This is a genomic window from Nitrogeniibacter aestuarii, assembly GCF_017309585.1.
Taxonomy (GTDB): Bacteria; Pseudomonadota; Gammaproteobacteria; order Burkholderiales; family Rhodocyclaceae; genus Nitrogeniibacter; species Nitrogeniibacter aestuarii.
Window position 1 is genome coordinate 4,132,963 of record NZ_CP071321.1, and the last position, 18,947, is coordinate 4,151,909.

The 18,947-nt window shown below is 63.8% G+C and carries 18 protein-coding genes; 5 read left to right on the forward strand and 13 right to left on the reverse strand.

All coding sequences use genetic code 11. The features are described from left to right. Positions 1-286 precede the first annotated feature (286 nt). The 5 genes from J0W34_RS19205 to J0W34_RS19225 form a co-directional block, all read right to left on the reverse strand. The gene (locus J0W34_RS19205; protein WP_227816180.1) at positions 287-607 is read right to left on the reverse strand and encodes a YggL 50S ribosome-binding family protein; all 321 of its coding nucleotides are present in this window, start codon (positions 605-607) and stop codon (positions 287-289) included. A 69-nt stretch (positions 608-676) separates the two neighbouring features. Continuing rightward, positions 677-2,044: an HD-GYP domain-containing protein gene (locus tag J0W34_RS19210; protein WP_230969843.1), complete on the reverse strand. Its 1,368-nt coding sequence runs from the start codon at positions 2,042-2,044 to the stop codon at positions 677-679. Positions 2,045-2,120: 76 nt separating this feature from the next. Beyond that, positions 2,121-3,341, reverse strand: coding sequence for an MFS transporter (locus J0W34_RS19215; RefSeq protein ID WP_407941177.1), 1,221 nt, complete (start codon positions 3,339-3,341; stop codon positions 2,121-2,123). An 8-nt stretch (positions 3,342-3,349) separates the two neighbouring features. Beyond that, positions 3,350-3,817: a MarR family winged helix-turn-helix transcriptional regulator gene (locus J0W34_RS19220; protein WP_230969845.1), complete on the reverse strand. Its 468-nt coding sequence runs from the start codon at positions 3,815-3,817 to the stop codon at positions 3,350-3,352. 68 nt (positions 3,818-3,885) lie between these two features. Then, positions 3,886-4,434: a YaeQ family protein gene (locus tag J0W34_RS19225; protein WP_230969846.1), complete on the reverse strand. Its 549-nt coding sequence runs from the start codon at positions 4,432-4,434 to the stop codon at positions 3,886-3,888. A gap of 243 nt (positions 4,435-4,677) precedes the next feature. On the opposite strand from J0W34_RS19225, the gene J0W34_RS19230 reads away from it, so the two are divergent. After that, entirely contained in the window at positions 4,678-6,075 is a 1,398-nt protein-coding gene (locus tag J0W34_RS19230; protein ID WP_230969847.1) for a DEAD/DEAH box helicase, read from the forward strand. Positions 6,076-6,104: 29 nt separating this feature from the next. Here J0W34_RS19230 and J0W34_RS19235 read toward each other — a convergent pair whose 3' ends face one another. From J0W34_RS19235 to J0W34_RS19255, 5 genes are all read right to left on the reverse strand, one after another. Continuing rightward, a complete protein-coding gene (locus tag J0W34_RS19235; RefSeq protein ID WP_230969848.1) occupies positions 6,105-6,482 on the reverse strand; it encodes a DUF779 domain-containing protein in 378 nt (125 codons plus the stop codon). A 105-nt stretch (positions 6,483-6,587) separates the two neighbouring features. Continuing rightward, complete coding sequence (adh, locus tag J0W34_RS19240) at positions 6,588-8,108, reverse strand: aldehyde dehydrogenase (protein WP_230969849.1); 1,521 nt, start codon at positions 8,106-8,108, stop codon at positions 6,588-6,590. Positions 8,109-8,301: 193 nt separating this feature from the next. Continuing rightward, on the reverse strand, positions 8,302-8,742 hold the full coding sequence (locus J0W34_RS19245; RefSeq protein ID WP_230969850.1) for a MaoC family dehydratase: 441 nt from the start codon (positions 8,740-8,742) through the stop codon (positions 8,302-8,304). A gap of 142 nt (positions 8,743-8,884) precedes the next feature. Further along, a complete protein-coding gene (locus J0W34_RS19250; protein WP_331001545.1) occupies positions 8,885-9,178 on the reverse strand; it encodes an HU family DNA-binding protein in 294 nt (97 codons plus the stop codon). A gap of 370 nt (positions 9,179-9,548) precedes the next feature. Beyond that, positions 9,549-10,664 (reverse strand): ABC transporter substrate-binding protein, encoded by a 1,116-nt coding sequence (locus J0W34_RS19255; RefSeq protein ID WP_230969851.1) that lies wholly within the window; start codon positions 10,662-10,664, stop codon positions 9,549-9,551. A 90-nt stretch (positions 10,665-10,754) separates the two neighbouring features. Between J0W34_RS19255 and paaY the strand changes: the two genes are divergently transcribed. Beyond that, complete coding sequence (paaY, locus tag J0W34_RS19260) at positions 10,755-11,357, forward strand: phenylacetic acid degradation protein PaaY (RefSeq protein ID WP_230969852.1); 603 nt, start codon at positions 10,755-10,757, stop codon at positions 11,355-11,357. On the opposite strand, the gene J0W34_RS19265 is transcribed toward paaY, so the two are convergent. Next, positions 11,354-12,262 carry a LysR family transcriptional regulator gene (locus J0W34_RS19265; protein WP_230969853.1) on the reverse strand — a complete coding sequence of 303 codons (909 nt, stop codon included), beginning with the start codon at positions 12,260-12,262 and terminating at the stop codon, positions 11,354-11,356. The two genes, paaY and J0W34_RS19265, sit on opposite strands and share 4 nt — an antisense overlap. Before the next feature lie 98 nt (positions 12,263-12,360). Between J0W34_RS19265 and J0W34_RS19270 the strand changes: the two genes are divergently transcribed. From J0W34_RS19270 to J0W34_RS19280, 3 genes are all read left to right on the forward strand, one after another. Continuing rightward, entirely contained in the window at positions 12,361-12,753 is a 393-nt protein-coding gene (locus J0W34_RS19270) for a cupin domain-containing protein (protein WP_230969854.1), read from the forward strand. Positions 12,754-12,884: 131 nt separating this feature from the next. Continuing rightward, positions 12,885-15,044: a malate synthase G gene (locus tag J0W34_RS19275; protein ID WP_230969855.1), complete on the forward strand. Its 2,160-nt coding sequence runs from the start codon at positions 12,885-12,887 to the stop codon at positions 15,042-15,044. A 108-nt stretch (positions 15,045-15,152) separates the two neighbouring features. Next, on the forward strand, positions 15,153-15,794 hold the full coding sequence (locus tag J0W34_RS19280; RefSeq protein WP_230969856.1) for a lipoprotein: 642 nt from the start codon (positions 15,153-15,155) through the stop codon (positions 15,792-15,794). Positions 15,795-15,809: 15 nt separating this feature from the next. Here the strand turns inward: J0W34_RS19280 and J0W34_RS19285 are convergent, their stop codons facing one another. Both J0W34_RS19285 and J0W34_RS19290 read right to left on the reverse strand, forming a co-directional pair. Then, on the reverse strand, positions 15,810-17,888 hold the full coding sequence (locus J0W34_RS19285) for an ABC transporter ATP-binding/substrate-binding protein (RefSeq protein WP_230969857.1): 2,079 nt from the start codon (positions 17,886-17,888) through the stop codon (positions 15,810-15,812). 101 nt (positions 17,889-17,989) lie between these two features. Beyond that, on the reverse strand, positions 17,990-18,901 hold the full coding sequence (locus J0W34_RS19290) for a LysR family transcriptional regulator (RefSeq protein WP_230969858.1): 912 nt from the start codon (positions 18,899-18,901) through the stop codon (positions 17,990-17,992). Positions 18,902-18,947: the final 46 nt, after the last annotated feature.

Sequence of the window (18,947 nt, forward strand, 5' to 3'; positions counted from 1 at the left end):
GGTCGGCAGTCGTAGAACGGTCATCACTGAGTGGCACATGGAAACACTCCCATCGAAATCGGGACGCACGAAAAGCGTCATTCCCCTCTCGGGGTCTTTGAAACAAACAGCAGGAAGGGGAAAGGAATTAGCTGCGCGAGACGCGCAGCAGCAGGCCCAGACCGGCGAATGCGGTCGTGGAGAACGCCAGAAGCGTGGCGAAGGAGCGGGACTGCTGCGTAGTCATGCGTGTGAAACTACCGGCAGGCGGGCGCTCCTGTCAAGCACTCCGCTGCCGATCGGCACATCAACCGTGCCAGACGTCCATCAGCGGCCCCACCCGGAAGCCACTGAGCATCGGCTGAGAATCGAGCCAGGACGAGACCGAGGTGCGCTGCGCTTCGGTGACCGAGCCGCGCTGGCTGGAGCACACGAAGCCGGCGTCGGCCCAGCCGGCGAACACCAGGCCTTCAGGCATCACGGCTTCGGAGAAAAAACGGTCGAAGAATCCGTCCATCTGGGCTTCGTTCGCTTTGGCGTCAAATGACAGGTCCACTTCAAAGCCCAGCTCGCGGAATTCACCCACAAACAGCTTCTTCCTCAATCGGCGGCTACGTGTTTTGGACATGTTGACTCTCCTCATTGTGCGCCGGCCAATCGGACTGCACCGGGCAAAAGGGACCAGAGCCTACACGATTCATGCGGCGAGCGCCGCCGCTTCCGGATCGACGGCGATGAGACGATGCAAGGAGCGCTTGAGTGCGGCGAAGCATTCGGCGTCGATGGCCGTGCCCACATTTTCGGCCATCATGTCGAGCGCCTTGGGCAGCGGAATCGCGCCCCGATAGGGGCGTTCGGCGGTGATGGCATCGAAGATGTCGGCCGTCGTGATGATGCGGGTTTCGAGCGAAATCTGCTCACCCGAGAGCCCGTGCGGATAGCCTTTTCCGTCGAGCCGCTCATGGTGCGCGCCCGAGATGACGGCCAGCTCCCGGAATGCGGGAATCCGGCAGAGAATCTCCTCGGTATAGGCGGCGTGCATCTGCACCGCATGCCATTCGTCGCTATCCAGCTTGCCCGGCTTGTCGAGAATGAGATTGCTCACGCCCAGCTTGCCCACGTCGTGCAGCAGCGCCCCGCGCTTGAGCCAGCGACGTCGCGCCTCGGGCAGCCCCATGGCCTCGGCGATCACATCGGTATAGAGCGCCACCCGGGCACTGTGCCCGGCGGTGTAGGGGCTTTTGGCATCGACCACCTCGCCAAAGGCCACGGCGATCTCGTCCAGATAGTCCTCGTCGAGAGCCACTTCCGCCTGCCCGGGTTCCAGCTCGAACACCGCACGATCGATCTCGGGGCTGCGCAACATGGTCCAGAAAGCCCCGTCCCGCGCCACCGAGCGGAAGGCGTCGACAAGCGCCGGGTCAAACCAGGCACCCGCGCGGGCGGTGGCTTCTTCGAGCGCTGCGTGGTCGCCTTCGGACATGAAGAACACATCGATCACCTGCGACAGCAGCGCAATCTGAGAGTACAGCGGAATTTCGGTCCTGATCCGCTGGCCGGGCCGACCCGTGCCGTCCCAGTGTTCGTCAAGACAATGAATCCCTTCCGCCACGGCCTCGCTGAAACGCAGCCGCCGCGCAATATCGGCGCCGCGCTGACAGCGGGTCTGAATCAGTTCCTGGGCAATGTCATCGCCTTCGCGGAAGATCGTGAAGATCGCCCTGAAACGATCGGCAAGGTTGGCCCCCAGGCCCGTGTGCCCGATCACGAAGTTCAGCACCTTCGGCAGCGAACCGTTCACGAGCTTGAAGTCGCGCTTGAAGCTCAGGTCGTCCGCCAGATAGAGCTCACAGATCCGCGCCGCGTTGGAGCTGCACCCCAGATCCTTCAGCAGCAGGGTGTAGTACAGCTCGCGCATCTCCTGCTCCGGCAGCATCAGCTCGCGGCCGATGTGCGTACCGATCCAGCAGCAGCGCACGCAATGACCGGCCGGTTGCCCCTCGGTCATATCAAGGGCGTAACTGAGCGAACCGATCAGTTGAGACAGCTTGAGCGAATTGGGCATGGCGTGGGCTCCGGGACATCCTGGAGCGAGGGCTCCGATATCTCATGAACGGGGCCGGACGATCATTCTTGAACGCTCATGTGGTCGGAACGTGACGTACGACACGCCCTTCACGAATCGGCAGATTGGCCATCGCCGCCAGCGCGGCCAGCACCATGTCGGCGTACCACATCCACTGGAAATCACCGTGAGCGCTGATGGCGATCCCCCCGAGCCATGCGCCCAGAAAGCCACCGATCTGATGAGTGAAAATGGTGAGCCCGAACAGGGTGGCGAGATACCGTGAGCCATGGAGCTTGCCCACCAGCGAAGCCGTGGGCGGTACGGTCGCCAGCCAGGTAAAGCCCAGCCCGACAGCGAACAGGTAGAAGGTCAGTTCGGTTTTCGGGGCCATCAGGTAGATCGCGACCAGCACGGCACGCGAGCCATACATCCAGAACAGTACGTGCTTGCTTCGATAGCGTTGCACGCACCAGCCCGCATACAGGCTGCCGGCAATATTCGACAGACCGATGATGCCCAGTGACCAGCTGGCCACCGACGGCGGCAGGCCGCACAGCCCCACCTCCCCCGGCAGATGCGTGACCAGAAACGCGATGTGGAAACCGCAGGTGAAGAAGCCGGCGTGCAAGAGCAGATAACTGCGGTCGGCAAAGGCGTCCTTGAGCGCAGCCTTCATGCCGCGATCGACGGTCGTGCCCACGGCCGATGGCGAGGTGTCCGGTGCCGGCGTGCGCAGCACCCGCGCCAGGGGCAGCGCCGTGATGACGATGAGGGCCATCGCCCACATGGCGCCCATCCAGCCGATCATCGCGATGAAGGCCTGCATGAGCGGCGCGAAAATGAACTGCCCAAAAGAGCCACCCGCGTTGATGGCGCCGGAGGCCATGCCACGATACTGCTCGGGCACCCGCGAGACGGCCGCACCCAGCAGCACCGCCAGACTGCTGGCCCCGGCACCGCCGGCCAGGAGCACGCCCACCGTGATCGACAAGGTCAGGCCGGTATGGGCCCATGGCGTCAGGGCCGCCCCGAGCGCCATGCAGATAACCCCCGCCGCCAGGGCGCGCCCGGCACCATAACGGTCGGCGACCGCGCCGGCCAGGGGTTGAACCGCCCCCCAGGACAGCTGCGCCACCGCCATCACCAGGCTGATGGTCGTGATGCCCAGACCGGTCGAGGTGTTGAGCGGCGAGACAAACAGCCCGAGGGACAGACGCCCGCCGTTGGTGATGGCCAGCAGTGCCGCGGCGGTGGCGGCCAGCATCCAGTAGGACCACTTCGGATCGTTGGACATGCGCATGCTCAGTTCTCCGGCGACAGGGCAGGACGCAAGCGCTCGAGCGCTGCTTCGAGCTGCGCGTTGAGTTCGGCCGTGAAATCGCGACCCAGTACCGTCTCGAGTGCCAGCTGGGCCTCCACCCACACCACCTGGGCCTGATCCCGCTTCTGGCGCCCGCTGTCGCTGAGCGCGTACAGGCGCTGACGGGCATCGTCGCTCGCATGACGCACGACCCATCCGGCTTCCACAAGGGGTTTGAGCGCCCGGGTCAGGGTGGTGCGATCCATGTCCATGCGTTCGGCCAGATGGAGCAGCGACTGAGGCGCCCGTGTCAGGTGCATGAGCAGGGAATACTGAGGCAGGCGCAGGCCGGCCTCGCGCAGATAGCCTTCGTAGAAAGCCGTCATCCGGCGGGTGAGCCGCCTTGCACGCGCGCCGGTGCACGGCAAAGGGGGCAGTGCTTTGCTCTCTTGTGCGGTGCCTGATGTCATGTGACCAACCATCGAATTACGTGTATATGCACGTTATAAGATGCCGGGCCGACATGTGTCACGGCCAATCAGGTGCTCATTTCGCGCCAGGTGTCCGGTGTGAGCGAAACGCAATCGCTGCCCGTGGTGACCATCATCTCGCCATCCTGCACGGTGATCTGCCACTGGCAGGTGCGCTCGACGCTCTTTGCCAGCTGTTTGACCGCCGCCTCCGGGAAGGCAATCACGTCGAGCTTGCGCACCCGCAGCAACTCCTTGCGTACGCCTTCCCACCACAGGCTCGATGTCGGTCCGCCGTAGGGATGAATCGTCACGCGATCGGCGCGACCGGCCGCCTTAAGCACACGACGCGCGTCCGGCTGACCCACATCGATCCAGTGCTGGATTCGCCCGTCCAGCGTCTTGATGCACAGGTCGGGTTCATCCGGCTCGCACAGCGCCGAAGTCATGTCGATGCCCTCATCGGCAATGCGGCCGAAGGCCAGCACCCGGGCGACCAGGCGCTCGTCGGTCTCGGACGGATGACGTGCCAGCGTGAGCGCATGCTCGGCATAGTAGTGACGATCCAGATCCGAGATCTGGAGCTGGAACTTGAAGATGGTGGATTTGAGCGCCATGGCAGGAACCGGAAGACAGATGTAGCGAAAGCGCGACATTCTAGGCCGTTTGGCGCCGACCGATGGAAATACCTCAACCCGCGCGCCTTTTTTCCGTTAGACTGCGCGTCCGCACATTGCAACGACCAATCGGCATGTGCGCGTCTCTTATCACCCAGGCAGCCTGGCTGCCCGAATATCCCGTCCGCCTCGATTGGTGTCTCTCCTCGCGATAGACAGGCCGTCGCCGGAGACTCACACAACATGTCATCTGACACGAATTTTGCCGACCTCGGTCTGGCCGAGCCGCTGCTGCGCGCGCTTGCCGAGACCGGTTACACGAAACCCACCCCGATTCAGGCCCAGGCGATTCCGGTCGTCCTCACCGGCCAGGATCTGCTCGCTGCCGCGCAGACCGGCACCGGCAAGACCGCCAGCTTCGCGCTGCCGATCCTGCAACAGCAGATGAAACACGAAAAACGTGCCCGCGATGGCCGTCCGCGTGTGCTCATCCTCACCCCGACCCGCGAACTGGCCGCCCAGGTGGACGAGTCGGTGCGCGCCTATGCCGCCCACGTGCCGGTGCGTTCCTTCGCCGTCTTCGGTGGTGTGAACATCAGCACCCAGTCGCGCGCGCTGCGCCGCCCAGTGGAAGTGATGGTGGCCTGTCCCGGCCGTCTGCTCGACCACATCAACCAGGGCAACATCAAGCTCACCGACGTGGAAACCCTGGTGCTGGACGAAGCCGACCGCATGCTCGACATGGGCTTTATCCACGACATCAAGAAAATTCTCGCCAAGCTACCGGCCCAGCGCCAGAACCTGCTGTTCTCGGCCACCTTCAGCAAGGAGATCCGCCAACTGGCCGAGGGCCTGCTGAAGAACCCAGCCAGTGTGGACGTGGCGCCGCGCAACAGCACCGCCGAGCGCGTCAAGCAATCGCTCATGCTGGTGAACAAGCACGAGAAGCGCGACCTGCTGATTCATCTGGTGCGCGAGCGCCAGTGGTTCCAGGTGCTGGTCTTCAGCCGCACCAAGCATGGCGCCGATCGCCTCGCCCGCCAGCTGCACGCCGCCGGCATCAGCTCGGCTGCCCTGCATGGCGACAAGGCACAGAACGCCCGCATGCGTGCGCTCGATGCCTTCAAGGCCGCCAAGTTGCAGGTGCTGGTCGCCACCGACATCGCCGCGCGCGGCATCGACGTGGATCAGCTCCCCCATGTGGTGAACTTCGACCTGCCAAACGTGCCCGAAGACTACGTGCACCGTATCGGCCGTACCGGCCGTGCCGGTGCCGAGGGCGAAGCCCTGTCGCTGGTCGATCCGCACGAGGAAGCCAAGCAACTGCGCGATATCGAGCGCCTCATCGGCCAGAAGATCGAGCGCATCGAAGTCGGCGGCTTCACCATCGACGAGCCCGAGCATTTCAAGGCACCGCAGCGCCAGCCACGCGGCAACCAGGCGCCCAACCAGCGCAACAGCCACCGTCACCAGCGCAGCGGCAATGGCAATGGCGGCGAAGGCGCGCAGCGCCGTGGTCGCACTGGCCAGTCGGGCGATCGCCCGCAGGCCAAGGCCGACGGCGCGGGGGCCGGCAAGCCCCAGCAGCGTCGGCGCCGTCCGGCCCAGTCGGGCCAGGGCAGCCGCCCCAGCAAAGGCTGAAATCGAAACCGGGCGTCACGCCCGGTTTTTTATTTCACCACGCCCGAGGTTTCGAGCTCGGCCCACTCCTCGTCCGAGAACAGTCTCGACTCGGAAATGAAAGCGCGCCCTTCAGGCCCTTCGAGCGAGAAAGTGCCACCATGACCGCCTTCGACCACGCCGATGATGATCTGGGTGTGCTTCCAGTATTCGTACTGCGCACCACCAATGTAGAAGGGCAGCCCACCCACGTCGCCCAGATACACATCGGCCGGGCTGACCATGAATTCGCTCTTCTTGTAGCAGTTGGCGGCACTGTTGTCGCAGCAGCCACCCGACTGCATGAACAGCAACTCGGGACCATATTTTTTCTTGAGCACTTCGATCAGTTCGAGTGCTTCCGGTGTCGCAACGACACGATCAACCATGTTCGTGCTCCTTGGCTCGCCGGCCATCCACGCCGGCCGAAATGAAAAATGCGGACACTCCACAAGGAGTGCCCGCAAAGAAAAGCACCGGTCGGGTCAAACAGATCAGAAGAAGCCGAGCTTGTTCGGGTTGTAGCTCACGAGCAGGTTCTTCGTCTGCTGGTAGTGATCCAGCATCATCTTGTGGGTTTCGCGGCCGATACCGGACTGCTTGTAGCCACCGAAGGCAGCGTGTGCCGGGTAGGCGTGGTAGCAGTTGGTCCACACACGACCCGCCTTGATGCCACGGCCCATGCGGTAAGCGCGGGAACCGTCACGCGACCACACGCCGGCACCCAGACCGTAGAGGGTATCGTTGGCGATCTCGAGCGCTTCAGCTTCGGTCTTGAAGGTGGTCACGGCCAGCACCGGTCCGAAGATCTCTTCCTGGAAGATGCGCATCTTGTTGTGGCCCTTGAACACCGTCGGCTTGATGTAGTAACCGTCGGCCAGATCGCCACCCAGACGGGCCTGCTCACCACCGATCAGGCACTGGGCGCCTTCCTGCTTGCCCAGATCCAGGTAGGAGGTGATCTTGCTCATCTGCTCCTGGGACGCCTGGGCACCCATCATGGTATCGGTGTCCAGCGGGCTGCCTTGCTTGATCGCATTGATGCGCGTCAGGGCGCGGTCCATGAATCGGTCGTAGATGGATTCCTGAATCAGCGCGCGGGACGGGCAGGTGCACACTTCACCCTGATTGAAGGCAAACAGCACCAGACCCTCGATGGCCTTGTCGAAGAACTCGTCGTCGGCCTGAGCCACGTCTTCGAAGAACACGTTGGGGGACTTGCCACCCAGTTCCAGCGTGGCCGGGATCAGGTTGTTGGCGGCGGCCTGACCGATCAGACGACCGGTGGCGGTGGAACCGGTGAAGGCGATCTTGGCGATACGGGTGCTGGTGGCCAGCGGTACACCGGCTTCGCGGCCGAAACCGTTCACGATGTTCAGCACGCCCTTGGGCAGCAGGTCACCGATCAGCTCGGCCAGCACCATGATGGAGACCGGGGTGGATTCAGCGGGCTTGAGCACCACGCAGTTGCCTGCGCCGATGGCCGGGGCCAGTTTCCAGGCAGCCATCAGGATCGGGAAGTTCCACGGAATGATCTGACCGACGACGCCCAGCGGCTCGTGGAAGTGGTAAGCGACCGTGTTTTCGTCGATCTCGGAGAGCGCCCCTTCCTGGGCACGCAGGCAGCCCGCGAAGTAGCGGAAATGGTCTGCCGCCAGCGGAATGTCGGCCGCCAGGGTTTCACGGATCGGCTTGCCGTTGTCGCAGGTTTCCGCGTACGCCAGCTTTTCCAGGTTCTGCTCGATACGATCGGCAATCTTGAGCAGAATGCCGGCGCGCTCTGCCGGTGCGGTCTTGCCCCAGGCATCCGCTGCAGCATGGGCAGCGTCCAGCGCCTTGTCGATGTCGGCGGCGCCGGAGCGGGCCGCCTGGGTGTAGGGACGACCGTTGATCGGGGTGATCACGTCGAAGTATTGTCCCTCAACCGGCGGCACAAACTCGCCACCAATGAAATTGTCGTACTTGGCCTTGAACTGAACGGGGGCGTCGGCCTGGCCCGGCATGGCGTAAAGCATGAATGTCTCCTTGTGTACTGAGGGTGCGAAAGGTCAATTCGCAACGTCAGCACACCCGCATACGCCATGCCAGTATTGACAACTCATTGATTGAGCGATGGAAACCCCAATTATTGCAAAAGATTTCCTATTTAATAGGCAATTTCGTGCACTCCAAAATGGAGCAACTGTGTCTTTATGACACATGCGCCAGTCAGCGCTTGGGCACCATGATCTCGGCTTCGCCGGTCAGCACCACGGTGTCGCCCACCGTACATTCGGTCTTGAAGAGCGCCTTGCGCTTTTCCGGCACGAGCTCCAGCAGCGTTACACGCGCCACGACCGTATCCCCCGCGCGGACCGGTGCCTTGAACTTCAGGGTCTGGGAAAGGTAAATGCAGCCCGGACCGGGCAACTTGGTGCCGAAAACCGTCGAGATGAATGACGACGAGAGCATCCCATGAGCGATGCGACCCTTGAACATGGAGTCGGCAGCCAGCTCCTCGTTCAGATGCACCGGATTGGTGTCGCCTGAGATACCGGCAAACAGCAGGATGTCACTCTCGGTGATCGTCCGACCGTAGGCAGCCGTCATGCCCTCGGACAGTTCCTCAAAACGATATCCATAAAACTCTTCGAAGCGCGGGTCAGCCATGATTGAAACCTCCAATGAAATTGCGTTCATGTTGCGCTGGCACAGGTTTCATTATTTTGACGCAACGCAACAGAGCGCTTGATCGAGGCGATAAAAAACCCGGCCGGAGCCGGGTTTTTGCTGACAAGGCAATCGGAATCGATTACTTGCCGTTGACTGCAGACTTCAGGGTTGCGCCAGCAGAGAACTTGGGCACGCTGGAAGCAGCAATCTTGATCGAAGCGCCAGTCTGCGGGTTGCGGCCGGTGCGGGCTGCGCGCTTGGACACTTCGAAGGAACCGAAACCGGTGAAGGCAACTTTGCCACCCTTGGCCAGTTCTTCGGTGATGATGTCCAGGACGGCGGACACGGCACGGTCGGCTTGAGCACGGGAGACGTCCATACGGTCAGCCAGGGCTTCGACGAATTCACCTTTGTTCATGTTGATCCTCGAGATTGGGAGTGGATGGGTGTTTCTCAGTGGCGGATGATAGCACCGATATTTTCCGCGTGTAGCCCTGAAAGCAAGTAATGGCGCGGTTTTCGTGAAATCTGCCGCGCGAATGTCATGCGCCTCGAATACAAGATGTTCATGATGCAGCCTTCGCTGGCAACACGCTTGGCGCAATGCCACAGACTCGATATTGCAGAGCAACAAAGTCGATTTTGACGAAGTTGATTGATCTTGCAGGCGTTTTGGCGCCACACGTGCCAAATGCGGCGTATCAAGCACCCCGGAATTCTGCGGCGCAGCATGTCAAACGGGAAGATGAACCCGCCATTCGGGAACGCCCGTCGGATTCGTGAAAATTTACGCTTCTGTTACCTCAGTCCGCCCGCTTCCAGCCATTTTCATCAGGGGTGACCAGAATGACCGCGCGCTGATCCAGGCCCACGTGGTCACCTGCCGACATGGAAAAAACACCGTTGACGCCGGAGAGCGATCGAACCGATTCAAGCCCATTGCGCAGTGCCTGACGCGTGCCGGCAGCGTCCGCCATGCGCGTCGCCCGCGATCGGCGCAGTGCTTCTTCCAGCAGGATGCCCGCATCCCAGACGTAGCCACCGAAGGCCGTGGCGGCCGGCCCCAGCTGCGACCGGAATCGGGCCCCTGCGCCCTCCCCTTCCGCCAGCCGTGCGGGGCTCGCCGGCATCATCACGTCTTTGCATTGCCCTTGGCAGGCATGCCGAAAAGCGTCGACCGCAGCCGCGTTGGTCTGATAGATGGGCCCGTCGAAACCGGCTTTGCGCAGCGCCTGCACGGCGGCCACGGCGGCAGACCCGGCGGCCACAACCATGACCGCATCAGGCGATTCGCGCGCTACCGCCGACGGCCAGGGCCAGGCGGCCGGCCCGGCGTCGAAGCGACGGAAGGATTCCACCTCGAGCCCCCGCGTTTCAGCCAGCGTGCCGAACGCCGACCACCACAGATCGCCATAAGGGCCATCGATCGCGACAAAGGCGAGACGGCGTCGGCCATGGGCGAGCAGATGCGCAACCACGCCATTGGCCATCAGCCAGGGATCCGGCGCCGTGCGGAATGCCCAGTACCCTGCCGCCCCCGGCTGAATGCGGCCGAGTTCGAGCGCCGACGGCGTGATCACCGGGACGCCTCTGCCTGCCATCGCATTCACGATTTCATGCGAGCTGGCGACAGTGGTCGAACCGATGATCAGATCCACCGATGCTGCGTCGGCCAGATCGATCGCCAGCGCGCGTGCCTGCGCGGGGTCGGACGCGTCGTCGCGGACGAGATAAGCCACCGCTTCGCCATCCACCTGGCGGGGCAAATGATCGACCACCGGCGCTTGTGCACGCCCGACCGGCGCAGCCGGGCCGCTCAGCGAGAGCACGACCCCCACCACGATATCGGCGCGCGCACTGGTCGCGAGCACGCACAGGACGGCACAGATCAATCCCCTGGCGGCGCGTTGATGGAGCATGTCGTCGTATCCTTGGGTTTTCAGTTCAAGAGCTGGGCAGGGCGGCAGTGTAGCGCGCCCGGCCTGATGGTTTCGACCCGGAGAATGTGGATGGCCTGCTACGAAATTGACGGATTGCGACCGGTCATCGACCCGACCGCCTATGTTCACCCCGACGCCGTGCTGATCGGCGACGTGATCATCGGGCCGCACTGCTACGTGGCCCCGACCGCCTCATTGCGCGGCGATTTCGGACGCATCGTGCTCGAGGCCGGCTCGAACCTGCAGGATGGGTGCGTGATGCATGGTTATCCGGGGGCCGACACAGTGGTCGAAGAGAACGGCCACGTCGGCCACGGCGCGATCCTTCACAGCTGCCGGGTGGGGCGCAATGCGTTGATCGGCATGAACGCGGTCATCATGGACAACGCCGTGATTGGCGAGTCCGCGTTCGTGGCCGCGTGCGCCTTCGTGAAGGCCGGCATGATCGTGCCGCCACGTCGCCTCGTTGCCGGAATGCCGGCCAAGGTCATGCGCGAACTGACCGACGACGAAATCGGCTGGAAGGAAGACGGCACGCGTATCTACCAGCAACTGGCCGAGCGCTGCCACGCCAGCCTGCGTCCGTGCGAACCACTTGAGCGCATGGAGCCGGATCGCAAACGCCTCGAATTCGAGGGCGTCATGTCGCTGGATGACTTCAAGAAAGCCTAGCTCCGCTCCCAGTAGCCCGGCCGATTGTAGATCTCGCGCAGATACTCGATGAAGCAGCGGATCTTGGCCGGCAGGTAGCGCTGCTGCGGATACACCACCTGGATCGGATAGCTGTCCACCGCGAATTCATCCAGCACCGTCATCAGGGTGCCCCGGGTCAGCTCCGGCTGGATCTCCCAGGTGGAGCGCCAGGCAATACCAAGCCCCTGACGCACCCACTCGAACAGCGACTCGCCGTCGTTACAGGCCATGTCCCCGTCCACGCGCACCGACATGCGCTTGCCGTCCCGTGCGAATGCCCAGCCCCGCTGCTGCCCGCCCTGCGGATTGAAAGCCAGACAGTTGTGATCGACCAGATCCTCCGGCTGCTTCGGAATGCCATGTTGCCCGAAATACGCGGGCGTGCCGCACACCACGCGGTGGTTCGGGTACAGGGGCACGGCCACATAATCCGGATCGACCACCTCGCCGATGCGCACGGCCATGTCGTAGCCCTCGCGCACCAGATCCACCACGCTGTCGGTGAAATTGAACGACACCTTCAGATCGGGATACTGCTGCTTGAAGGCCGGCGCATGCGGGCCCACATGGCGGCGTCCGAAACCGGCCGGCGCGGTCACCACCAGATGCCCGCGCACATCATGACGCCGCGCGCTCACGCTCGATTCGGCGGCCTCGAAATCCTTGAGCAGCTGACGGCACTGCACGAGAAAGTCCCCACCCAGTTCGGTGAGCGTCAGCCCGCGCGTTGACCGGTGCATCAGGCGCACGCCCAGGCGTCGCTCCAGCGCGTCGAGCCGGCGCCCCATCACCACCGGCGTCACGCCCTCGATGGCAGACGCCGCGGCAAAGCTCCCCTGCTCGGCGGTGAGCACGAAACTGCGAATCTCGGTATATCGATCCATCTCGTTTTTCCGATCCATTCGATACTTTTAGTATCGACAGAAGCGACCTTAACAGGAATTCCCTTACCTGGCTTCAACAGCTATGCTCCAAGTGCCTGATGAAGGGGCCACAACGCCCCGTCATTTCCCTGTCCGACGACGAGGAGAACACGACCATGGCTGCCATCCAGCGCGGTTCGCTGCTTCACCCTCTGCCCGACGCTGGTGCTGACGAGCATGTGGATCTGCTCAAGGTGACGCCCAATGTCAGGATCGAACGCATCGTGTCGCATGGACAGGTCAGCCCGCCGGGTTTCTGGTACGACCAGACATCGGACGAGTGGGTGATGGTGGTGGCTGGCCGGGGCGTCATTGCCTTCGACGACGGCCACCGCGAAACACTGCAATCAGGCGACTGGATTTGGTTGCCGGCCGGGTGCCGGCACCGGGTGGAGGAGACAACCTCGACCACGGTCTGGCTGGCGGTGCATGCACCGCCAGCCGATACGTGAGCGAGTGAACTATAAGACTCAAGAGCGAGCGCACCCGAAACACGAGCCGGCACTTTGATCGGCAAGGTCTAAAATCCCAATTCATCCCGGCGCTCGGCGCCGGTTCATTTTTCTGACGAGGTTGATGCTCCATGACCGAACGTACCCAGATCGGTGGCCTGCAGGTCGCCAACGAACTCAAGTCCCTGCTTGAAAATGACATCCTGCCGGGCACCGGCGTCTCGGCCGATCAGTTCTGGTCCGGCCTCGAATCCATCGTCGATGACCTGGCCCCGAAGAACGCCGCCCTGCTGGCCAAGCGTGACGACCTGCAAGCCAAGCTCGACGCCTGGCACAAGGAAAACGGCAAGGGCAACTTCGCCGACTACAAGGCCTTCCTGCAGCAGATCGGCTACCTCGTGCCGGTCGGCGGCGACTTCAAGATCGAAACCGAAAACGTCGAGCCCGAGATCGCCATGCAGGCCGGTCCTCAGCTCGTGGTGCCGGTGATGAACGCCCGCTTCGCCCTGAACGCGGCCAACGCCCGCTGGGGCAGCCTGTATGACGCCCTGTACGGCACCGACATCCTGCCGGAAACCGATGGCGCCGAGAAAGGCAGCAGCTTCAACCCGGTGCGCGGCGCCAAGGTCGTTGCCTACGCCCGCAATTTCCTGGACGACGCCGCCACCCTGAAGGACGCCTCCCATGCTGACGCCACCGGCTACGCCGTTGAAGGCGGCAAGCTGGTCGTGTCCCTCAAGGACGGCTCCACCACCGGTCTGGCCGACGACGCACAGTTCGCCGGTTACCAGGGCGACGCCGCCAACCCGACCACCGTCCTGCTCAAGCAGCACGGCCTGCACTTCGAGATCCAGTTCGACCGCGAAAGCCCGATCGGCAAGACCGACGCCGCCGGTATCAAGGACGTGGTGGTCGAAGCCGCACTGACCACCATCATGGACTGCGAAGATTCCGTGGCCGCCGTGGACGCCGAAGACAAGGCCCTGGCCTACGGCAACTGGCTGGGCCTCATGAAGGGCACCCTGACCGAGTCCGTGAGCAAGGGCGGCAAGACCTTCACCCGCGCCATGAACCCGGATCGCGAATACACCGCGCCGGACGGCTCCACGCTGACCCTCAAGGGTCGCTCCATGCTGTTCGTGCGTAACGTCGGCCACCTGATGACCAACCCGGCCATCCTGTTCGACGGCGGCAAGGAAATCCCCGAAGGCATCATGGACGCCATGTTCACCACCTGCGCGGCCATTCACGATCTGAAGGGCAACGGCCAGTTCCGCAACTCCACCACCGGCAGCGTGAACATCGTCAAGCCGAAGATGCACGGCCCGGAAGAAGTGGCCTTCGCCGTCGAACTGTTCGGTCGCGTGGAGCAGGCCCTCGGCCTGCCGAAGAACACCATGAAGGTCGGCATCATGGACGAAGAGCGCCGCACCTCGGTGAACCTGAAAGAGTGCATCCGTGCCGCCAAGGAGCGTGTAGTGTTCATCAACACCGGCTTCCTCGACCGCACCGGTGACGAGATCCACACCAGCATGGAAGCCGGCCCCTTCGCACCCAAGGGCAAGCTCAAGACCATGAAGTGGATCTCCACCTACGAAGACCAGAACGTGGACGTCGGCCTGGCCTGCGGCCTGTCCGGTCGTGCCCAGATCGGCAAGGGCATGTGGCCCGTGCCCGACAACATGGCCGACATGATGGCCGCCAAGATCGGCCACCCGAAGTCCGGTGCCAACACCGCCTGGGTGCCCTCGCCGACCGCCGCCACCCTGCACGCCCTGCACTACCACATGATCGACGTGTTCGGCCTGCAGAAGGACATCGCCCAGCGTGCCCCGGCCAACGTGGACGACATCCTCGACATCCCGCTGCTGGGCGACCAGCAACTGACCGCCGAAGAGATTCAGCGCGAGCTGGACAACAACGCCCAGGGCATCCTCGGCTACGTGGTGCGCTGGATCGACCAGGGCGTGGGCTGCTCCAAGGTGCCCGACATCAACGACGTCGGCCTGATGGAAGACCGCGCCACCCTGCGCATCTCCAGCCAGCACATCGCCAACTGGCTGCACCACGGCATCTGCTCGGAAGCGCAGGTCATGGAAACCATGAAGCGCATGGCCAAGGTGGTGGACGGCCAGAACGCCAACGACCCGCTGTACAAGCCGATGGCCCCGGCCTTCGACGGCGTGGCCTTCCAGGCCGCCTGCGACCTGGTGTTCAAGGGCCGCGAGCAGCCCTCCGGCTACACCGAGCCGCTGCTGCACGCTCACCGTCTGACGGTGAAGGCACAGTAAGCTTCGGCCACTGTCGCAAACAAGCCGGTGCAGCGATGCACCGGCTTTTTCTTTTTGTATCCGCATGCGCGCGGGCGAACCCTTCTCGACACACAGGATCTAAACTGCATGCAGATCAATGTGCCGACGCCCTTTGCCATGACTCGATTGCTTCGCTGGTTTGTCCTGTTGCTGGCCCTGGTCTCCCTGACCGGTTGTGCCACCAGCCTCTACCGCCCGGTGTGGACGGCGCCCGACGCCGCCAACATTGCCCTGGGACGCAGCGCCGTCGCGGTCCTCGTGCCTTCCGAGTCGGAGCGCAGACTCTCCGAAGACGCCTTCGTCCAGTACCTGCAACCGGCCCTCGACATGACCGCGCTGCACATGGCCGCCGGTCAGGCGAGCACGGTGCCGGGCTCGGTGGATGCCGCCCGCAGCGAGGCCAAGCGGCTCGGCTTCCAGTCGCTGGTGGTTGCCGAAGTCGTCGAAACCTATGAGCGTGAGGTCTTTCGCCCCCGCTTCGGCGTGTTCGTGGGCTCCGGCTACCATTACGGTCTGTGGGGCCGCTTTCCCTTCGGCTACCCGGACTATCCCTATGGCGAGACGGTACGCCGCAGCGTCATCGAGGTCAGCCTCTTCAGCCTCACCAACAACGAACTGCTCTGGAGCGGCAAGGCCGAGTTGTTTGCCACCGACAGCTTTGTCGACTCGGTCGAACCGCTCGCCGATGCCCTCATCAAGGATCTGGTCGCACGCGGCATCGTGCGCTGACCGGCACGCGCCCGCTCACGCGGCGTACGCCCGGCCTCTCCGGCTGGCCGCGCTGACCTCGAAGCCGCGCAGGTAGCTGGCCATCTGTTCGCTGTCGAACAGGCGCCCATCCATGAAGTGATCACCGCCCAGCTCCAATCCGTCGGCGCGTCCATGCCAGCGCCACGCGGTCTCGTGCGTGCCTTCGCATTTGCTGTCGGCATCGGGCAAAGCATCACCGAACGCACTGGCCTGTCGGTAGAGATCGGTCCGATAGGTGGCGGCACACAGCCCGGCGACATCGTCGGGCAGACCGAACTGCCCCCAGCGCACCATCTGACTGACGAACCACGCCGCATGCGAATGCCAGGGAAAATTGGCCGCCCCGGCGCTGAACACCAGACGCGCATCGAAACCGGCAGTGCCGGAGAGCGAGCGCATGAGCACGTCGGGTGACTGATTCACGTAGCGCCCGTGGCTGAGCCACTCGCAGGCCAGGGGCCGGTTGCCCGGTTTGTCCAGCCACCAGCAGGCATCGAGCAAGGCACGAATGAGCGCCTGGTGTGTGTTGGGATGGGCCTCGGCCCAGGCGCGGGTCACGCCGAGCACCTTTTCCGGGTGGTTGTTCCAGATCTGCCAGCTGGAGTGCACCGGACGACCGGCGCCGGCATCGAGTGCCACGGTGTTCCACGGCTCGCCCACGCAACAGCCATCGATCATGCCCGCCGACAGATAGGCCACCATCTGCGACGGCGGCACGACACTGAGCACCACATCCTCGTCGGGGTCGATCCCTGCGCTGGCCAGCCAGTAGCGCAGCAGGTAGTTGTGCGTCGAGTAGTACCCGACCACGGCCAGCGCCAGGCGCCGCAGCCCGGCCCGCTTGCGCCGATCCACCTCGGCGCGTAGCGCAAGCGCCGTCTGCATGGGATCGAACGGCCCCTCGCCTTTGAGACCCAGGGTCTCGAACAGCGCATGCGACAGGGTGATGCCGTTGCCGTTGCAGCCCAGCCCCACCGCCGTCACCATGGGCACCGCGCCGTGGCCCAGTCGCGCCGCCAGCGGCATGGGCGCGAGCATCTGGGCCCCGTCGAGCAGCCCCAGCGACACCTTGTCGAGGATGTTGCTCCAGGACGACTCACGCGACAGCGTCACCGACAGGCCCTCGCCGGCAAAGAAACCTTCTTCGAGCGCGATGGCCAAGGGTGCGCAGTCGGTGAGCGGCAAAAAGCCGAGCGTGAGCTCACGCTTTTCGAGCATCTTGCCGGCCAGCCCCTGACGCGGCGGCGCATAGTGGCTCAGTTCGACCACGGTGGCACTCGGGGCTGGCGCCACATGGGCTGAGACGTCCGACGGCTCCCGTCGCCACAGGGACTGCACCAGAAGCTGGGCCTGCTGGTCGCGCTGAAGATCTTGCCGGGCCCGTGGCCGCGGCAGATGAACGTCGAAGTGCCGCGCCACGATGCGCCCGTCCACGGTGTCGAGACACAGCACCTGATCGGCGAACAGCACGGCCTGATCGATATCCCCGGTGGCCATGACGAGGGTCGGCGTCAGCGACTCCTGCAGTTCGAGGAGACAGTCGAGACAACGGTGACCGGACGCACCGCCAATGCCGTCAAACAGTTGGTCCAGGAACAGTACCGAGGCCCCCCCGGCAAAGGCGCGGGCGAGCTGTACGCGCGCCAGGGCGCCGGGCGACAGCCAGCGCAGGCGGTTGCCCGCCAGATCGGTCGCATTGACGAGCGACAGGTGGTGACGTACCCAGCGTTGCGTCTGCTCTCGCGACAGGCGCCGGTCCGCACCCGCACGCACGGCCGAGCGCACCAGCCTCTCGGCCCGCTGGATACCCAGCCCCGGCCAGTCGCGACGCACGATGGCAATGCGCGCATCGTCCGCGTCGAATTCGCGGCCGTCGAGCAAGACCCCGCCAAAGCCGGGTGCCGTCTGACTGGAAAGCACCTTGAGCATGGCGGAGGCCAGCCCGGGTCGGGAGGCCACGATGGCCAGTGTGGCCCCGCTGACCAGATGAAGATCGAAATCCCACAGGGGCCAGGTTTTTCCGTCCGCGTCCGCAAGCGTCAGACCGAGACGGCTGGCATGAAGCAAGGCCATGAAACCTCCTTACGCCCGGCCAGGGAAGCGCCGGGACTACGGTTTCATTGTAGGACGACGATGGCGCAGTGCAACATAAATGGAAAATAAAACGCGCCTGCTCAGCCGGCCAGCCGCGTTTCACTTGTGTCGCTCAGCTCCCAGACTTGCCGCACCGCAGCGACCACCGCACGAATCAACGGGTCATTGGCGCGCTTGCGGGCATAGACCAGATAGAGGGGATTGGGCGCCAGCGGCAGGTCGAGCGCGTAGATGCTGCCATCGCGCTGGGCGATCGCGACCACCTTTTCGGCACGCACGATGCCCAGGCCCACACCGGCGCATACCATATCGAGGAGTGCATCCTCCTGCTCGGCCACGACAACCCGTTTGGGTTCGCAGCCGGCGGCCTCGAACAGACGGCTCATCACCCGGTAATGCGGACAATTCGGCGAAGTATGAATCCACGGCTGACGCGCCAGCTCGGTCAGATCAGCCGCGTCGAACTGCCCTCGCAGGGACGACGGCACCGCCACCACCAGGGCCTCATCGGTCACCTTGAGTCGGTCGAGCAAGGGGTCGTCGAAGTGCCCGCCCACAAATCCGGCATCGAGTTTGCCGGTGCGCAGGGCCGGCAGATTGGCTTCGCTGCTACCGCCCATGAAGATGGTGGCCAGCTGTGGATGGGCCGCGCTGATGGCACGCTGGGTGTCGATGACGCGGGAGAAACGGGCATCGGTATTGAGCCCGATATGCACCTCGCCCACCAGCTCGTCGTGCATGGAGCGTGCCTCGTCGAGCAGATCGCCGGCGGCAGCCAGGGTGTGCTGGGCGCGCTCGAGCAATTGCCGGCCGGCAGCCGTCAGCTGCATTCCCTTGGGGGTGCGATCGAACAGAACCACCCCCAGTTCCTCTTCCAGCGCCTTCACATGAGCGCTGATGGCCGGCTGACTGGTGAACAGGCGCTCGGCAGCACGGGTCAGGTGGCCCTCTTCGGCCACGGTGATAAAGGTTCTGAGGTGGTACAGCTCCATGGGGCGGCTCCGTGTTCAATGCCATAACCTGGAAATCGCGGTTGGG